We start from the raw sequence: 17674 nt of genomic DNA on the forward strand, positions 1-17674 counted from the left end.
CACCCTGGAGGAGGGCGCGGCATGACGGGGAGGAGAGAATGGTGCTACTCGACGGGCTGATCCGGCCGCTGTCCCGGGTCAATGACGTGCTGCTGAAGATCGGCCGCGGCATCGGTGTCGTCGCCATCGCGGTGATGGTGGCGGTGACCCTCGTGCAGGTGTTCTGCCGCTACGTGCTGGGCAACGCGCTGCCCTGGCCGGACGAGGCCGCGCGCTTCTGCATGCTGTGGATGACCGGGCTGATGGCGCCGACCGCCTTCCGCCGCGGCGGCTTCGTGGCGATCGACATCCTGCCCTCGATGCTGCCGCGCCGGCCGGCGATCCTTCTGAACCTCGTGCTGCTGGCGATCAGCCTCGTGGTGCTGGTCGTCGCGCTGCAGATCGGCTGGAAGGAGGTCACCGGGCTCGGCGGGCGCTTCGCCTCGGCCTCGCTCTACTTGCCGACGGCGCTCGACTTCAGCACCTGGTACCGGGTGCCGCGCAGCTGGATGATGCTCTCGCTTCTCGTCGGGCTGGTGCTGCTGGTCCTCGTGAACATCGAACTCATCCTCCGCAACATCGCCGAGCTCTGCTCGGACCACGCGCTCGACGCGCTGCCGCAGCCCAAGACGCAGGGAGCCGAATGACATGCTGATCTGGTTCCTTCCGCTCTTCCTCGTCTTCCTGATGGTCGGCCTGCCGGTGTTCTTCGGCCTGCTCGCCGCGCCGGGCATCCTGCTCTTTCTCAACGGGCAGGAGCGCGATCTCACGCTGCTCTACCGCAACCTCTACAACGGCATGGACAGCTTCCCGCTGATGGCGATCCCGTTCTTCATGCTGGCGGGCGAGATCATGAACCGCGGCGGCATCACCCACCGCCTCGTCGAGTTCAGCCAGGCCTTCATGGGCCACCTGCGCGGCGGGCTTGCGCATGTGAACGTGCTCTCGTCGATGCTCTTCGCGGGGCTCTCGGGCTCGGCGGTGGCGGATACCTCGGCGCTCGGCTCCATGCTGATCCCGGCGATGGAAGAGCAGGGCTACACCCGCCGCTTCGCCGCCGCGATCACCGCCGCGAGCTCTGTGATCGGGCCGATCATCCCGCCCTCGGGGATCATGATCATCTACGCCTACGTGATGGGCGAGAGCGTCGCCGCGCTGTTCCTCGCCGGGCTGGTGCCGGGGATCCTCGTCGGCGTCGGGCTGATGATCCTCATCAAGGTCATGGCCAACCGCTACGACTTCCCCGTCGCCTCGCGCAGGTACAGCTGGGGCGAGCGCGGGCAGGCGAGCCTCAAGGCCTTCTTCCCGCTGCTGACCCCGGTGATCATCCTCGGCGGCATCCTCGCGGGGGTCTTCACGCCCACCGAGGCGGCGGCGGTGGCGGTGTTCTACGCGCTCATCATCAGCCTCTTCGTGCTGAAGACCATGCGCGTGTCGGAACTGCCGGACGTGCTGGGCCGGGCTGGGCTGACGTCGGCGGTGGTGCTGCTGCTGGTCGGCGCGGCCATGTCGTTCAAGACCGTGGTGTCGCTCTCGCACGCGCCGCAGGCCATGGCGGATTTCATCCTGTCGCTGACCGAGAACCCGCTGCTGTTGCTCTTCCTGATCAATCTGCTGCTCTTCGCGGTGGGCATGTTCCTCGACGCGGGCCCGGCGATCATCATCCTCGGCCCGATCCTGGGCCCGGTGTTCATCGACATGGGCGTCGACAGTGTGCACTTCGCCATCATCATGTGCGTGAACCTGACGGTGGGGCTGGCGACGCCGCCCATGGGGCTGGTGCTCTTCGTCGCCTCCGCCGTCTCGGGCGAGAGGGTGACCACCATCGCCCGCGCCATCGTGCCGTTCCTCGCGGTCGAGATCCTGGTGATCTTCCTGATCACCTATTTCCCCGCGATTTCCATGACGATCCCGCGCCTGACCGGGTTCGCGAACTGACAAGAAAATCCAGAGCTATCAGGGAGGATAACATGCTCGGGAAGAAACTCACGCTGGCGGCAACGCTGGCCCTCACGGCGGCCTTCGCCACCCATGCCATGGCGAAGGAGTACACGATCCGCGCCGTCGCCAACTCGAACGAGAACGACGAGGACTACGACGGGCTCGAGGTCTTCAAGTCCTATGTCGAGAGCGCCTCGAACGGCGCCATCGGCGTCGAGATCTACATGGGCACGCAGCTTTGCTCGAACGGCGCGGAATGCCTTCAGGGCGTCGCCGACGGCTCGATCGACGTCTACATCTCGACCTCGGGCGGCGCGGCGGGGCTCTTCCCCTACGTGCAGGTGCTGGACCTGCCGTACCTGATGCAGGACGACCGGGTCGCCGAGAAGGTGCTGTCGGGCGACTTCACCCGCACCATGCGCGCGATGGCGCTCGAGGACTCGGGCGGCATGATCCGGCTGATGACCATCGGCAACACCGGCGGCTGGCGCAACTTCGCCAACACCAAGCACCGGGTGCAGACGCCGGGCGACCTCAAGGGCATGAAGATCCGCACCGTGGTCGCCGACCTGCCGCAGGAACTGGTGCGCGCGCTCGACGCCGCGCCGACGCCGATTCCGTGGCCCGAGCTCTTCACCTCGCTGCAGACCGGCGTGGTCGAGGGCACCAAGAACGGCATCACCGACATCATGTCGATGAAGTTCCCCGAGGCCGGGCTGAAATACGTCACCCTCGACGGCCACGCCTACATGGGCGCGCTGTGGTGGATGTCGAACGAGAAGTTCCTGGCGATGCCCGAGGACATGCGCCGCGTGGTGGTCGACGGCTTCTACCAGCTGCAGCAGGCGACCTTCGCCTCGCCCAAGCGCAAGTCGATCCCGGCCTACAAGGAGTTCGCCGCGGCGGGCGGCGAACTCTACGTGCCCTCGCCCGAGGAGAAGCAGGCCTTTGCCGAGGCCGCGCAGCCGGTCTACGCGTGGTTCACCGAGAACGTCGAAGGCGGGCAGGAGATCTTCGACGCCATGCAGGCAGCGGTGAAGACCGCGACCGAGGAGCTTGACGCCGAGCGCGCGAGCGACATCGAGTAAGCCCAGACGATCGCGGGCGCGCCCCATGCCGGGCGCGCCTGTCCCGGCGCGGCCCTCCATGGGGCGCACCGGATGGATGCAGAAGACCGCAGGGGCGGCACGGCCCCGCATCGAGGACAGGACATGAGCGCACTCACCGCCACTCTCAGCGACCCCCGCCGCCTTATCGCCCGCGCGAAGATCCTCGCGCCCGGCACGGCGCTGGCCATCGTGCTGGCCATGGCGGCGCAGTTCCTGTCGAACCATTACGGCGCGCCGGTCATGCTCATGGCGATCCTGCTCGGCATCCCGTTCCATTTCCTGTCGGAGCACGAGAACACCGGCCCCGGCATCACCTTCGCCGCCAAGGCGCTGCTGCGCATGGGCGTGGCACTGCTCGGCCTCAGGGTCTCGATCGACATGGTGCGGCAGATCGGCTGGGGCTTCGTGCTGATCATCGGGCTCTGCGTCGCGGTGACCATTCTCGGCTCGATCCTGCTGGCGCGCTTCGTCGGTAAGGACCGTGCCTTCGGCTTCCTCACCGGCGGCTCGGTGGCGATCTGCGGCGCCTCGGCGGCGATGGCGATCGCGTCGATCCTGCCGCAGCGCGACACCGCCGAGCGGGATCTTTCGTTCACCGTGATCTCGGTCACCGCCTTCTCGACCGTGGCGATGATCGTCTATCCCATCCTCGCCCAGTCCCTCGGGCTGAACGAGCACCTGACCGGGCTCTTCCTCGGCGGCACGATCCACGACGTGGCGCAGGTGGTCGGCGCGGGCTACTCGGTCTCGGACGAAACCGGCGACATCGCGACCGTGGTCAAGCTGATCCGGGTGACCATGCTGGCGCCGGTGGTGCTGATCGGCGCGCTGGCCATGCGCCGCCACGCCCCGGCGGCCGAGGCGCGCCCGCCGCTGCTTCCGGGCTTCGTCGCGGCCTTCCTCGTGCTCGCTGCGCTCAATTCCTTCCACCTCGTGCCCGAGGTTGTGCTCGAGCCTGCCTCGACCCTGTCGCGCGCGCTCTTGGTGACGGCGGTGGCGGCGGTGGGGATGAAGACCTCGCTGGCAAAGCTGGCCGACGTCGGCGGCACGGCGATCGCGATGCTGGCGGTGCAGACCGCCGTGCTGGCGGCGCTGGTGCTGATCCCGCTCATGCTCGGGCTGGTCTGAGCCCCGCCCGCTACTGGCGGTCGCTGTAGAGAAGTGCCGTCAGCTGCGTCGTCGTCGCGACCTGCAGCCGCCGGTAGGCGCGCCGTCGCAGGGTGCGGACGGTGTTCGCCGAGATGCCGAGGTCAAGCGCCGTGCCCTCGACCGAGAGGCCCCGCGCGGCAAGATCGCAGATCTCGGCCTCGCGCATGGTCAGCCCGGCGAAAGCGCCCACGTTGTCCGCCCGCAGCGCCGCGAAGGAGCGGCCCGCGGCCAGCCTCGGCTGGTTGCCGACGATGCGGTGGCGCAGGCCGATGAGCTCATGCGCCAGCGGCAACACCGCGCGCAGCCGGGTCACCTCCTCGTCCGAGAGCCACCCCGCCTGCACCCCGCGCAGGTAGAAGGACACGAGCCCTCCGCGTCCGATCCGCGAGGCCACCGAGACGCGCTCGATCACCTGGTCGCGGGCATAGATCGTCGCGCGCGGGTCGTCCGCCGGGGGATGCCAGCGGTCGATCACCAGCCCGCCCTCGGGCGCGCGGCGGATGCGGTCCGAGAAATCCTGCCGCAGGCTGTCGTGCGAGGCGATGGTGCGGGCGTTGCGGCGGAACCAGTAATCGCTCATCTCGCCGGACCAGATCGACAGCACGGGCTCCGGGCGCTTGAGATCCGACACGTAGAAGGCGCCGAAGTTCACGATGTCGGCGGCGTCGCGGATATAGGTGAGCAGCGCGGCGCCGAAGCCCGGCTCCGGCACCAGCGCGGCAAGCGCCGCGCTTCGGTCGCGCGGCAGGGGCGAGGGGGCGATGTCACTCATTCGGGTGACAGAATAGGCGGCCCGGCTGGGCTAGATCAAGGCAGTTCGAACCACACGCATGGGGAGGTGCCGTGACTCGACTGTTCTCCGACCGCAACCGCCCGGTCCACATGGGGCCGTTCCCGCTCGAGACGCTGGCGCGGGCGGAGGAGGCCGACCTTGCGCAGGTCCCGCCGATGCGGCCCGTGGCCTTCGCCCGCCCCGACGCGCCCGAGAGCATCGTCAACGCCATGCGCGAGTACCAGGCGATCCTCGACACGATCCGCGGCGGCCTCACCAACCCGGTGCCCTCGGAGATCCCCGGCGACCCGAATGAGCGGGCCAACCACCTGAAGGCCTTCGGCTATTTCAACGACGCGGCGATGGTCGGCATCTGCCGCCTGACCGAGAAGATGCTCCTCGCCGAGCCCATTCGCAACCCAGACATCGACCGGCTCGGCCAGGACATCCTCACCCGGCAGACCAAGACACTGGCCTCCGGCATCGACGTCATCATGGCCGACCTCAGGGACAGCATCGCCGCGCCGCCCGAGCCGATCACCACCCATAGCCACGCGATTGTCTACCTCTACGAGAACCCGCGCGAGCCGGGCGAGGAGGAGGAGGGCTGCGAATGGCTGAAGGATGCGCTGGCGCAGCGCGCCTGCCTGCGCGCCTCGGAGACGGCCAACGTCATCGCCAACTACATCCGCCTGCTCGGCCATGACGCCAAGGCGCATTCGCGCGCCGCGTCGGACGTGGATCTCAACCGGCTGACCGTCGCCTCGGGCCTCGCGCGGGTCCGGGGCGGGCAGCTTGTCGCGCCCTTCCTCGGAACGCGGTTCGGCGTCGGTGTCGTCACCTGCCGGCTCGAGCTGGCCTGCGACCGCCCGCTCGCCGACCAGCCGGGCTCGGGCGGGCTGGCGTGGCGCGTCGGCAGGGGCGTGCAGCGCTCGGCGCTGAACGGCAACCCCTACGACCGCCGCCGCTTCGTCGACGGCGCGCATTCCTTCGAAAAGCTGAAGCGGGTGGACGCGCCCACGACCTTCATCGACGAGGCGCGCGTCGCCCGCGTGCCGAAGCGCGCCGACATGTTCGCCCGCGCGCAGTTCGGTGACATGGGCAAGGCGCTGCAGGAAGGGGCCAAGGGCGGGCACTACGCGCGCAAGGCGGCCCCCTCCTACGCGCAGCGGCGTGCGCTCGGGGCCTTCGTGCTGACCCAGGACGGGGCGCCTAACCCCGCCGGGCCGCGCCCCTCGGACGCCGCGCGCAATGCCGCCAACATCAAGGCGGCGAGCTACTTCCTTGGCGCCGATGCCGTCGGCATCTCGCGCTGCCCCGACTGGGCGTGGTACTCGCACGACGCGCTCGGCACGCCTATCGACCCGCCGCATGACCAGGCGATCAGCATGATCATCGACCAGGGCTTCGAGACGATGGAGGGCGCGAGCGGCGACGACTGGATCAGCGTCGCGCAGTCGATGCGTGCCTACCTGCGCTTCTCATTGCTCGGCGGGGTGATAGCGCAACAGATCCGCAACCTCGGCTACAGCGCCAAGGCGCACACCGTCATGGACGGCGAGGTGCTGCAGCCGCCGCTCCTGCTGCTCTCGGGTCTCGGCGAGGTGAGCCGGATCGGCGAGGTGATCCTCAACCCCTATCTCGGGCCGCGGCTCAAGTCCGGCGTGGTGACCACCGACATGCCGCTGGCGCATGACCAGCCCATCGACTTCGGCCTGCAGAGCTTCTGCGAGAGCTGCAACAAATGCGCGCGCGAATGCCCCTCGGGGGCGATCACCGCGGGGCCGAAGCTGATGTTCAACGGCTACGAGATCTGGAAGTCCGACAGCCAGAAATGCGCGACCTACCGGATCACCGCCAAGGGCGGCGCGATGTGCGGGCGCTGCATGAAGACCTGCCCTTGGAACCTCGAGGGGCTGTTCGCCGAGCGGCCGTTCCGCTGGGCCGCGATGAACCTCCCGAAGGCCGCGCCGCTGCTGGCCCGGCTCGACGACGCGGTCGGCAACGGCGGGCTCAACGCGGCGAAGAAATGGTGGTGGGACATCGAGCTCGAGGAGGACGGCGCCTACCGCCCGACGCGGCATCCGGTCAACCGCCGGGACCTGCAGCCCGGGCTGAAGCTGCGCCCCGAGGACCAGACGCTGGCGGTCTATCCCGCGCCGCTCGCGCCGCATCCCTGGCCCTATCCCTTCCCGATGGACCGCGAGAAGGGGATCGAGGCCTACCAGGCGATGGTCACCGCCGCCGAATACAAGCTACGCCTGCAAGAGGGCCGGACCGACCACCTGCACGAGTATTCCCTGCCCGCCGATGCGCCGGTGATCCGGGTCGAGGTCGCAAAGGCGCAGGCCATGACCGAGGGCGTGACGAAATACGAGTTCCGCAGCCTCGACGGCTCGGACCTGCCGGAATGGACCGCCGGGGCGCATCTCGACATCGTGGTCGCGCCGGAATTCCTGCGGCAATACTCGATGAGCGGCGATCCCGCCGACCGGACGCGCTACCAGATCGCCGTGCTGCGCGAGGATGCGGGGCGCGGCGGCTCGAAGCTGATGCACCGGATCTTCACGCCGGGGCGGAAGGTCTTCATCTCGCGGCCGATCAACCATTTCCCGCTCGACGAGAGTGCGCCCATGTCGCTGCTCATGGGCGGCGGCATCGGGATCACGCCGATGATCGCCTTTGCCCATCGGCTGTACGCCCTGGGCCGGGATTTCGCGCTGCACTATTCCTGCGCGCGGCGGGCCGATGCCGGGTTCCTCGACGATCTCGCGGCGATGCCCTGGGCCGGGAAGGTGCAGCTGCATGTCTCTGGCGAGGGGACGCGGGCGGACCTCGGCGCGATCATGGGCCGCTACGAGCCGGGCTGGCACGTCTACACCTGCGGGCCCGACCGCTACATGCAGGGCGTCATGGCGGCGGCCGAGCGCGCGGGCTTCCCCGACGAGGCGCGGCACCTCGAGTATTTCTCGGTCCCCGAGCAGCCCGAGTACGAGAACCACCCCTTTGCCCTGCGTCTGAAGGACGGGCGCGAGCTCTTGGTGCCCGAGGACCAGAGCGCCGCCGAGGTGCTGCGCGGGGCCGGCATCCCGATCGACCTCAAGTGCGACGACGGCATCTGCGGCGTCTGCAAGTGCGGCGTCCGGTCGGGCGAGATCGAGCACCGCGACTTCGTGCTGTCGAAGGCACAGCAGCAGGGCGCGATGATCACCTGCCAGAGCCGCGCGGCAAAGCCCGGCGGGGTGATCGAGCTCGACCTCTAGGCGGGGCGGGGCGCGGAGCAGCCCTCCGCGCCCCGCCTTCGCGGCGCCCCGGACGGGACGAGACGGGCCAGCGTCGGCCTGCCGCGCAGAACCATTGGTCTGTCCCATCGGAAGCATAGCCCCAGCCTATTTGCGCATTCTCCCCCCGCGAGGTTCTATCCCGGCACAAACCAACGGGAGTCCCAAATGAACCTCAACACCCTCCTCAAGAGCGCCGTCGCCTCGGCCGTGCTCGGCCTCGGCTGCGCCGGCGGGGCGCTGGCCGAGACCACCATCCGCATCGGTCACGTGCTGGCCGACAGCCACAGCTGGAACGTCGCCGCCACCGGCTTTGCCGAAGAGGTCGCCGAAAAGACCGAGGGCCGCGTGAAGATCGAGATCTTCCCCGGTGGCCAGCTCGGCAACGAGAAGGACATGATCGAAGGGCTGCAGTTCGGCTCGGTGCAGGGCGGCGTCATCGGCGCGGGCTCGTTCCAGACCGTCGAGCCCAAGATGGGCATCATCGAGATGCCCTACGCCTGGACCAGCCGCGAGCAGGCCTTTGCCGCGCTCGACGGCAAGCTGGGCGAGAAGCTGGCCGAGCTGCTCGACGCGCAGAACGTCAAGGTGCTGGCCTGGTGGGAGAACGGCTACCGCAACGTGACCAACTCCAAGCACCCGATCGAGACCCCCGCCGATCTCGCCGGGCTGAAGATCCGCGTGACCCCCGACAAGGTGCGCCTCGCAACCTTCGAGGCGCTCGGTGCCGAACCCGCGCCGCTGGCCTTCGGCGAGCTCTACTCGGCGCTGCAGCAGGGCGTGTTCGACGCGCAGGAGAACCCGCTCTCGATCATCTACTCGGCCTCGTTCTACGAGGTGCAGAAATACGTCTCGATGACCGGCCACGTCTGGGGCGCGGCAACTCTCGTCCTGTCGAAGCCGGTCTGGGAGCAGCTCTCGCCCGAGGACCAGGAGATCGTGCAGGCCGCCGCCCTCGAGTGGGGTGACAAGCAGCGCCAGATGGTCGCCGACAGCGACGCCGAGATGATCGCCCAGCTCAAGGAGCATGGCATGGAGGTCAACGAGGTCGACAAGGCGCCCTTCATCGAGGCCGTGCAGCCGATCTGGGACGAGAACGCCGGTCTTTACGGCGACGAGCTGCTCTCGATCCTGAACGAGTACCGCAAATGAGCGAGCGCCTGCCGGAAGTGAAGGAGCTGGGCGAGATCGCCCCCGTCCAGCTGTTCGATTTCAGCCAGAAGGTGCTGTTTTCGCCGAAGGAACGTGGGGAAGGCTTCATCAAGTTCGCGGTCACGACCGGCAGGCGGGGCGCGCGCAGCGTGCCCCACGCCCATCCGCGCGACGAGGTCACGCTGACGCTGAAGGGCGAGGCGGTGCTGCGCGCGAACGGGCAGGAGTTCTTCATGAAGGAGGGCACCGCCCTGCGCCTGCCGCCGGGCGTGGTGCACGAGGTCGAGGTGCTGAGCGAGGAATGGGTGGTGGTTGCCGCCTATTGCGACGAATGCCAGCTCTGCCACGTGCCCGAGTTCGGGGTGCCGAAATGACCGCTCTGCGCTCCCGTGCCGCCGCGCTGCTTGACGGCGCGGCGCGCCGTGTCGGCGCGCTCGGCGTCGCCGCGTTGGCGGCGCTCGTCGCCTGGGTCGTGCTGTCGCGCTACGCGCTTGGCCAGACCCCGCGCTGGTCCGAGGAACTGCCGCGACTGATCCTCGTCTGGATCACCTTCATCGGCATCATCTCGGGCTTCCTGAGAAATTCGCATTTCCGCGCCGGCATCCTCGAGATGCTGCTGCCGGATGGCGCGCCGCGCCGCGCGCTGCTGGCCCTCGCGTGGCTGGCGAGCGCCGCCTTCCTGGTGATCCTCATGGTCACCGGCTGGAAGATCACGCTCTTCACCTGGCACCACCAGACCACGGCGATGAGCCTGCCGGGCGGGCTCTTCTACCTCTGCCTGCCGATCGGCGCCGGGCTCTCGGTGCTGGCGCTGCTGCTGCGCGGAGGCCGGTCATGAGCATGGAACTTGCGCTGCTGCTTGGCAGCTTCGTGGTGCTGATCCTGATCGACGCACCCATCGCCGTGGCGCTGGGGCTGGCCTCGGCGCTCTACATCGCCGTCGCCGACCTTGCCCCGATGATGGTCGTCGCGCAGCGGATGATCGCCGGGATCGACAGCTTCACGCTGCTCGCCATCCCGCTCTTCCTGATGGCCGGGATGCTGATGGTGCAGGGCGGGCTTGCCCCGCGCATCGTCGCGCTCTGCGCGGCGCTGGTCGGGCGCAGCACCGGCGGGCTTGCCATCGTGATGATCACCGCCTGCCTGCTCTTCGGCTCGCTCTCTGGCTCGGGCGTGGCGGACGTGGTCGCCGTGGGCACCATGCTGCTGCCCGCGATGAAGGAGCGCGGCTACGAGCCGGGCTTCTCCTGCGCGGCGCTCGGCTGCGCCGGCTCGCTCGGCACCGTCGTGCCGCCCTCGATCGTGCTCATCGTCTACGGCACCGCCACCAACACCTCGATCGGCCAACTCTTCCTCGGCGCGATCATCCCCGGCCTGCTGCTGGGCCTCGGGCTGATGGTCGTGGCCTGGTTCATCTCGCGCCGCTACGGCTGGCGCGGCGGCGAGCCGGTCTCGGGCGCCAACGTGCGGCGCCGGCTGGTCGAGGCGGTCCCCGCGCTCATCGCCCCGGTGATCATCGTCGGCGGCATCCGCTTCGGCATCTTCACCCCGACCGAGGCGGCGGGGGCGGGCGTGGTCTACGCGCTGCTGACCGGCGGGCTGCTCTACCGCAGCCTCGACCTGCGCGGCATCGGGAAGATCCTGCGCGACACCACCGAGATGACCGGATCGATCCTCTTCGTGATCGCCGCGGCCTCGGTCTTCGGCTGGATCCTTGCTGCCGAGCAGGTGCCGCAGCTGGCGGTGAACGGCATCCTCGCGCTGACCGAGAACGCCACCGTGGCGCTGCTGCTGATCATGCTGCTGGTGCTGATCCTCGGCACCTTCATGGAAAGCATCGCGATCATCCTGATCCTCGCGCCGGTGTTCCTGCCGGTGCTGCGGGCCTACGGGATCGACCCGGTCTATTTCGGCATCCTGCTGACCATCAACCTCGCCATCGGCGCCAACACCCCGCCGCTCGGCATCGACCTCATGGCCGCCTGCCGCACCGGGGGCATCCCGATGTCCGCCGCCTTCCGCTACCTCCTGCCGTTCCTCGGCTCGATGGTCGCGGTGCTGCTTCTCCTGGTCCTGTTCCCCGGGATCATCACCGGCCTGACCGGGGCGCTCTGACGCCCCGCTCCCTCTCACGTCACGAGGCAAGAAATGAGCTTTTCCCCTGAAACCCGCGTCTCGCTGGACCGGTTCTGGTCGACCATCGAGGCCTCGGCCGAGATCGGCAAGGGCCGTCCCGGCGGCCTGTCGCGGCTGACCCTGACCGACAGCGACCGCGAGATGCGCGACCTCTTCGTGAGCTGGTGCGAGGACGCCGGGCTCGCGGTCGAGATCGACGAGCTTGGCTCGATCTTCGCGCGGCGCGAGGGCACCGACGCGGCGCTGCCGCCGATCTACATCGGCAGCCACCTCGACACGCAGATCAACGGCGGCCGCTTCGACGGTATCGCCGGGGTGCTGGCGGGGCTCGAGCTGGTGCGCTGCCTGAACGATCTGGGCCACGTCACCCGCCGCCCCATCGTCGTCGTCGACTGGACCAACGAGGAGGGCGCGCGCTTCTCGCCGCCGATGGTCGCCTCGGGCTGCTTCGTCGGCAAGTACGAGCGGGACTGGGTCTACGCGCTCGAGGCCGATGACGGCCCGCGCTTCGGCGACGAGCTCGAGCGCATCGGCTACAAGGGCGCGATGCCCTGCAAGGCCGGCGAGATCGACGCCTATTTCGAGCTGCACATCGAGCAGGGCCCGATCCTCGACGCCGAGAAGCGGCAGGTGGGCGTGGTCACCGGCGGCTATCCCTCGCACGGCGTGCGGGTCCGCTTCGACGGCGAGACCGCCCATACCGGCCCGACCCCGATGGACCTGCGCCACAACGCGCTGATCGCCGGGGCGCGCTTCCTGACCGCCGTCGACGACATCGGCTGGGAGTTCGCCGTGGGCGACGGCAAGGCCACCGGCTCGCGCCTCGCCGCCTGGCCGAACAAGCCGGGGATCCTGTCGGACACCGCGCAATGCATCGCCGACGTGCGCCACCCCGATCCGATCACCGCGCGGGTGATGGCCGAGAAGATGCGCCGCGCCGCCCATGCCGCCGCCGCCATGGCGGGCTGCCAGGCGGTGATCGAGGACGAGTGGAGCTGGGGCGGCGACATCTTCGACGCCGAGCTGATCACCGGCATCCGTGACGAGGCCATCCGGCAGGGCTGGAACTGGCGCGACATCCAGTCCCAGGCGGGGCATGACGCCTATCACATGGCGCTGCACTGCCCGACGGCGATGATCTTCACCCCCTGCAAGGGCGGCATCACCCACAACAACAACGAAAGCTGCGAGCCCGCGGATTTCGAGGCCGGGCTCAACATGCTGCTGCACGCGGTGGTCGCGCGCGCCGACCGCTGATCTGACCGCCGCAACACGAAGCGATAGGGTCCCGGCCGGCAGGCCGGGGCCGATCGCCGCGCGGATCGCTCAGGACATCTCGGGGTAGAGGTTCAGAAGCTCCTCGATCAGGTCGACGAAGAGCTGTTCCGGCGGCGTCAGCTGGCTCTGCTGGCTGTGCACGAGGAAGACGTCCGCGCCGAGCGGCTGGTCGACCAGCTTCAGCGGCCAGAGCTGGCCCTGCTCGACCTCCTCGACCACGGCCACCGCGGGCAGGATGCCGATGCCGAGCCCGCAGACGATCATCCGCCGCACCTCCTCGAGGTCATGGCTCGAGCCGCTGATGCGGTTGCCGAGCCCCAGCCCCTCGCGCAGCATGATCATCGGCTCGAGCCCCATGCCCTCGGTCGCGCAGGAGAAGGCGACGACCGGCTCCTGCTGCAGGTCGCGCACGTCGACCTCGGTCTTGCCGAAGAGCCGGTGCTCGGCCCCGCAGAAGACGCTGAACTCCTCGCGGAAGAGATGCCGGCAGGTCAGCCCGATGATCGGCTTGGTCAGCAGGCAGATGCCGATGCCGGCCTTCTCCTGCGAGATGCGCCGGACGGTCTCGGCCGAGTTCTGCACCTCGATCCGCCAGGTGATCGACGGGCAGCGCTGGTGGTAGAGCCGCAGCGCCTCGTCGATCAGCGGCGAGTTCAGGCGCGAGATGATCGACAGGTTGAGCTCGCCGAATTCCTCGTCGTTGCGATCCTCCGAGAGCACCGCGATGCGGTCCACGCCGCGGAAGATCTCGGAGCATTCCTGGTAGATCTTCTCGCCCCGGAGGGTCAGCGCGAAATGCCGGCTGCCGCGGAACACGAGCTGGCAGCCGAGCTGTTCCTCGAGCCGCTGCAGCGCGAGGCTCACCGAGGGCTGGCTCATGTTCAGCCGCTTGGCGGCGCGGGTGATGCCCTTCTCCTCGGCGATCACGCAGAAGCTGCGCAGCAGGTTCCAGTTCAGATCGGCGATGGCCGGTTTCGCAGGCATGGCACCTCGACTCATGGGACTGACAGGCATGTAGCACGGGACGGCCGCAACCCGGCCATAGGCAGGGCTTATCGTTCCGATCGGCGGCGGCGGCAATGACGGCTTCGCGCCCGGCGCCGCGACGGGCTAGTCTCGGGCCAACCGCTGACAGGAGCCGCCCATGCTACCCGATCTTTCCGGGGTTGAAACCGCCACGCTCGGCCGCGTCCTGCGCGAGGGCTTCATGGCGCCCTCGATCCAGTCGCTGTTTCCCGGCCACCGCATCTTCGGCCCGGCGCTGACCGTGCGGCTGCCCGGTCCCGACGGCTCGGCGCTGATCGAGGCGCTGTCGGTGGCCGTGCCGGGCGAGGTCATCGTGATCGACCGCTGCGGCGACCTGCGCCACGCCTGCTTCGGCGCGGTCACCGGTCACGCGGCCCGGGCGCGGGGCGTCGCCGGGGTGGTGATCGACGGCTTCGTCACCGACCGCGCCGCGCTCGAGGCGCTCGGCCTGCCGGTCTGGTGCCGCGGCCGCTCGCCGCTGACCACCCGCATCCGCAACCTCGCCGGAGAGATCGGCGGGCTGATCAGCTGCGGCGGGACCAAGGTCTCGCGCGGGGACATCATCCTCGCCGACGAGAACGGCGTCGTCGTGCTCGATCCCGCGGAGGCGGCGCGCCACGCGGCCACGGCCCTGCGCCTGCAGCAGGAGGAGGCGGAGATCATCCGCCGCCTCGGGAAGGGCGAGACGCTGGCCGCCCTGACGGCCTCCCTCGCGGGCGTCTCGAAATGACACCGGGCGCGTGCCGCCGCGCGTAAGGCTCGCGCTGGCACCTCGATGCGTAGGACATCCGACGTCGGGGGCCGCGTGCCACCTTTCGCCGGCCCGGCAATGCCGTGCGCCGGTGCCGCAGGGTCAAAGACACGCATGACAGCGACTGCATATGATCGTACTTCTACGGCATGGGATTTTCGCTCGACCAGATCCTGCCGTCTCTCGAGAGCTTCGGGCTCTGGTCCTACTGGATCATAGGGCTCGCCGCGCTGCTCGAAGCGGTTTTCGTGACCGGCATCTTCCTGCCCGGAACCCTCGTCGTCGATGCCGGTGGGGTGCTCGTCCAGCAAGGGGCGCTTGATTTCCTCGACCTCGTCTGGTTCGTCGTCGTCGGCTCGGTGCTGGGCGGCGAGATCAGCTACTGGCTCGGCGTGCTGCTGCGCCGGGGTGTCGAGAAGCGCAAAAAGCTGGAGGACTCGGCGAGCTACCGGCGCGCGGTAAGGCTCTTCGAGCGATACGGCGGTTTCGCGCTGGTGCTGGGCCGCTTCTTCGGGCCCGTCTCCGGCCTCGTCCCGCTCGCCGCCTCGGCGGCCGGGATGCCGCGGCGGCGCTTCGTGCTGTGGAATATCGTCAGCGGCGTGCCCTACGCGCTGGCCCATGTCGGCTTCGGCTACGTGATCGGCCATGTCGCCTCGAGCTTCGGCCCCTATGCCACGCGGCTCGGTCTCTTCGCCGTTGCGGTGCTGGCGGCACTGGGGGTGCTCTGGTGGCTGATCCTGAGGATCCTGCGGCTGATGCCCTTCCTTGTCTCGGTGCTCACCTCGATAGGTGGGGCCATCCGCGACAATCCCGACGTGCGGCGCTGGACTCTGAGCCACCCGAAGACCGCGGCCTTCCTCGCACACCGGTTCGACAGGACGCGGTTTTCCGGCCTGACGGCCACGCTGCTCGGATGCGCGGCCTTCTACATCCTCTGCGTCTGGTGCGGCTCGGTCTTCGACTTTCTCACGGCCGATCCGATCGTGCTGGTGGACACGCGGCTGGCAAGCCTCATCCACGCCTTCTGGTCACCGGAACTGCTGACGCTCGCGGGCCACGTGACGGCGCTCGGCGACAGGCGGGTCATCGCGCTGCTCTGCGTGGCGTCCGGGGTGCTCCTGCTCGAGCGGCGGCGGCCCGACCTGCTGCTGGGTCTCGGTGTCGCGCTGGCCGGCGATATCGTCTCGGTGGCGCTGCTCAAGCGCATCTTCCACCGCCCGCGCTCGGACCTCGGCTATTTCACCGAGGTCTCGGGCAGCTTCCCTTCGGGCCATGCCGGGCTGTCGGTCGCCTTCTACGGCTTCCTGTTCTTCATCCTCTGGCGGGTGAAGCTGCTGCGCGCGCCGGTGGCGCTGGGCGGCGCGGTCACGCTGGCCTTCTTCGTCGGGCTGAGCCGCGTCTACCTCATCGAGCACTACCTCTCCGACGTACTGAACGGCTGGCTCGTCGGAGCGATCTGGCTGCTGGCAGGCGTGGCCGCGGCGGAATGGTGGCGCGACAGCCGGAGCGTGCCGGAGCGCCCGGGCACGGGAGGGCCATGGCACATCGCGGTCGTCGGCCTCGCCGCGGTCTGTCTCGCCGCCGCGGCGTGGCAGGTCGCGACCTACGACAAGGCGCGCAACGTGCCGGTCCCGGTCCGGGCGGACGAGACCTTCGACAGGGTGGAGACTCTCGTCGCCTCCGGCCGCCTGCCGGGAGGGACGGAGTCCGTCGCCGGCACGCCACTTGAGCCGGTCAACGTGCTGCTGCTGGCGCGGGACGAGGCGGCGGTCGAGGCCGCGCTGGACAAGGCCGGCTGGCGGCGCGCGGCGGAGCCCGGCTTCGGCACGCTGGCCCGGGCCGCCATCGCCGCCTGGGGCAACAAGGCCGACGCCACCGCGCCGGTGACCCCCTATTTCTGGCACGATCTTCCCAACGACCTCGCCTTCCAGCAGCAGACCCCGGACGCGACCCTGCGCAAGCGCCACCACATCCGGCTCTGGCGCACCGATTTCGTCGATGCCGCGGGGCTGCGGCTCTTCGTCGGCGCCGCGAGCTTCGACGACGGGCTCGACTGGGGCATCGACTGGGGCCTGCTGCACCACATCGATCCGAATGTCGACGCCGAGCGCGACGGGGTCGTGGCCGACATTGAGGCCACCGGAGAGGTCGCTTCCACGACCCGCATCCGCCTGTCCGAGCCGCGCCTCGGGCAGTCGGTGGCCGGGGACCCGTGGTTCTCGGACGGGATCGCCGCCGTGCTGACGCTGCGCTGAGGCGGGGGTGTCACTCCTTGGGCCAGGTCCAGGACGCCGGTCGTGCCACATGGAATGAGGGTCAGGCGGGGTTCCGAAGTCCGTTTTCCGTAACCGCAAGCCACCCGGAGCAGCGCGCTTGGCGCGATCGGCACATCGACGCGGCGCTCAGGTCCAGCCTGGGAAACCCTCGGGGCGGAAGCGGACCATCGCGTTCGGGCCGCGGGGCTCGAGCTCGTAAAGGGAGGGCCGGGCTGCGAGATAGGCCCTCCAACTGCGCTCTTGATACTTGCTGATCTTGACGCCGTGCGCTTGATACATCTTGGGAGATAGCTCGGTGATCCTCATACCAGCGCCCTGCTTGCTGTGCTGGGCGACCATCGCCCGGATCTGCAGGTCGAGTTCGCCCGGCGTTTGCGGATCGCCGGCATCGGCAAGCGAGATTTCTTTGAACTCCGAGCAGCAGGCGCGGTAGGCCGGCGGCGCCTTCTTCTCTCCGAGACCGATGACGCTGGCGCCATGCTCGCGCAGCCGCGTCACGAGGTGGCGGAAGTCGCCATCCGAGCTCACGATGACAAAGCTCCGCATTTGCTGCGTCAGAAGAAGTTCCATTGCGTCGAGGGCGAGGAGAATATCAGCCGCGTTCTTGCCAATTCCCGCATGGATGAGGCGATAGCCGGCCGCGTCGTGCCATTCGGACCCACGCTGCGCGTCGGTATAGACCCGGCTGACGCTGGCCGTGCCATAATGGGCAGCGAGGTGCTGAATGCGCGCGGCAAGTCTTCCACTGACATTGTCTCCATCAACCAGAACGGCAACCAACTTCGACATCCTGCTCCCCCAACATGTTTCTCGAGAATACTCCG

General features: G+C 69.0%; 15 protein-coding genes. 12 read left to right on the forward strand and 3 right to left on the reverse strand.

All coding sequences use genetic code 11. The annotated features are described in order from the left end of the window. Positions 1-38: 38 nt before the first annotated feature. From PVT71_RS20365 to PVT71_RS20380, 4 genes are all read left to right on the forward strand, one after another. Positions 39-626, forward strand: coding sequence for a TRAP transporter small permease (locus PVT71_RS20365; protein WP_353474287.1), 588 nt, complete (start codon positions 39-41; stop codon positions 624-626). A 1-nt stretch (position 627) separates the two neighbouring features. Then, positions 628-1917: a TRAP transporter large permease gene (locus PVT71_RS20370; protein ID WP_353474288.1), complete on the forward strand. Its 1290-nt coding sequence runs from the start codon at positions 628-630 to the stop codon at positions 1915-1917. Between the two features lie 32 nt (positions 1918-1949). Continuing rightward, a complete protein-coding gene (dctP, locus tag PVT71_RS20375) occupies positions 1950-3008 on the forward strand; it encodes a TRAP transporter substrate-binding protein DctP (protein ID WP_353474289.1) in 1059 nt (352 codons plus the stop codon). 123 nt (positions 3009-3131) lie between these two features. Continuing rightward, positions 3132-4157, forward strand: a complete 1026-nt coding sequence (locus PVT71_RS20380) for a putative sulfate exporter family transporter (protein WP_353474290.1) — start codon at positions 3132-3134, stop codon at positions 4155-4157. 10 nt (positions 4158-4167) lie between these two features. Here the strand turns inward: PVT71_RS20380 and PVT71_RS20385 are convergent, their stop codons facing one another. Continuing rightward, positions 4168-4950: a LuxR C-terminal-related transcriptional regulator gene (locus PVT71_RS20385; protein ID WP_353474291.1), complete on the reverse strand. Its 783-nt coding sequence runs from the start codon at positions 4948-4950 to the stop codon at positions 4168-4170. Positions 4951-5060: 110 nt separating this feature from the next. Between PVT71_RS20385 and PVT71_RS20390 the strand changes: the two genes are divergently transcribed. The 6 genes from PVT71_RS20390 to PVT71_RS20415 all read left to right on the forward strand — a co-directional run bounded on the left by PVT71_RS20390 (position 5061) and on the right by PVT71_RS20415 (position 12776). Continuing rightward, a complete protein-coding gene (locus PVT71_RS20390; RefSeq protein WP_353475569.1) occupies positions 5061-8213 on the forward strand; it encodes a 2Fe-2S iron-sulfur cluster-binding protein in 3153 nt (1050 codons plus the stop codon). Between the two features lie 186 nt (positions 8214-8399). Next, the gene (locus PVT71_RS20395; RefSeq protein WP_353474292.1) at positions 8400-9383 is read left to right on the forward strand and encodes a DctP family TRAP transporter solute-binding subunit; all 984 of its coding nucleotides are present in this window, start codon (positions 8400-8402) and stop codon (positions 9381-9383) included. Continuing rightward, positions 9380-9757 carry a cupin domain-containing protein gene (locus PVT71_RS20400; protein WP_194134303.1) on the forward strand — a complete coding sequence of 126 codons (378 nt, stop codon included), beginning with the start codon at positions 9380-9382 and terminating at the stop codon, positions 9755-9757. The genes PVT71_RS20395 and PVT71_RS20400 overlap by 4 nt, the downstream gene beginning before the upstream one ends. Beyond that, complete coding sequence (locus PVT71_RS20405; RefSeq protein ID WP_353474293.1) at positions 9754-10221, forward strand: TRAP transporter small permease subunit; 468 nt, start codon at positions 9754-9756, stop codon at positions 10219-10221. The genes PVT71_RS20400 and PVT71_RS20405 overlap by 4 nt, the downstream gene beginning before the upstream one ends. Continuing rightward, positions 10218-11498, forward strand: coding sequence for a TRAP transporter large permease (locus PVT71_RS20410; protein WP_353474294.1), 1281 nt, complete (start codon positions 10218-10220; stop codon positions 11496-11498). The genes PVT71_RS20405 and PVT71_RS20410 overlap by 4 nt, the downstream gene beginning before the upstream one ends. A gap of 33 nt (positions 11499-11531) precedes the next feature. Further along, positions 11532-12776, forward strand: coding sequence for a Zn-dependent hydrolase (locus tag PVT71_RS20415; protein ID WP_353474295.1), 1245 nt, complete (start codon positions 11532-11534; stop codon positions 12774-12776). A 69-nt stretch (positions 12777-12845) separates the two neighbouring features. Here PVT71_RS20415 and PVT71_RS20420 read toward each other — a convergent pair whose 3' ends face one another. Beyond that, entirely contained in the window at positions 12846-13781 is a 936-nt protein-coding gene (locus tag PVT71_RS20420) for a LysR family transcriptional regulator (RefSeq protein ID WP_353474296.1), read from the reverse strand. 160 nt (positions 13782-13941) lie between these two features. On the opposite strand from PVT71_RS20420, the gene PVT71_RS20425 reads away from it, so the two are divergent. Beyond that, positions 13942-14553 (forward strand): RraA family protein, encoded by a 612-nt coding sequence (locus PVT71_RS20425; RefSeq protein WP_353474297.1) that lies wholly within the window; start codon positions 13942-13944, stop codon positions 14551-14553. Positions 14554-14723: 170 nt separating this feature from the next. After that, positions 14724-16829 (forward strand): LssY C-terminal domain-containing protein, encoded by a 2106-nt coding sequence (locus PVT71_RS20430; RefSeq protein WP_353474298.1) that lies wholly within the window; start codon positions 14724-14726, stop codon positions 16827-16829. Between the two features lie 147 nt (positions 16830-16976). Here the strand turns inward: PVT71_RS20430 and PVT71_RS20435 are convergent, their stop codons facing one another. After that, positions 16977-17639 carry an NYN domain-containing protein gene (locus PVT71_RS20435; protein WP_353474299.1) on the reverse strand — a complete coding sequence of 221 codons (663 nt, stop codon included), beginning with the start codon at positions 17637-17639 and terminating at the stop codon, positions 16977-16979. Positions 17640-17674: the final 35 nt, after the last annotated feature.

The sequence above is a fragment of the Salipiger sp. H15 genome, from assembly GCF_040409955.1.
Taxonomy (GTDB): domain Bacteria; phylum Pseudomonadota; class Alphaproteobacteria; order Rhodobacterales; family Rhodobacteraceae; genus Salipiger.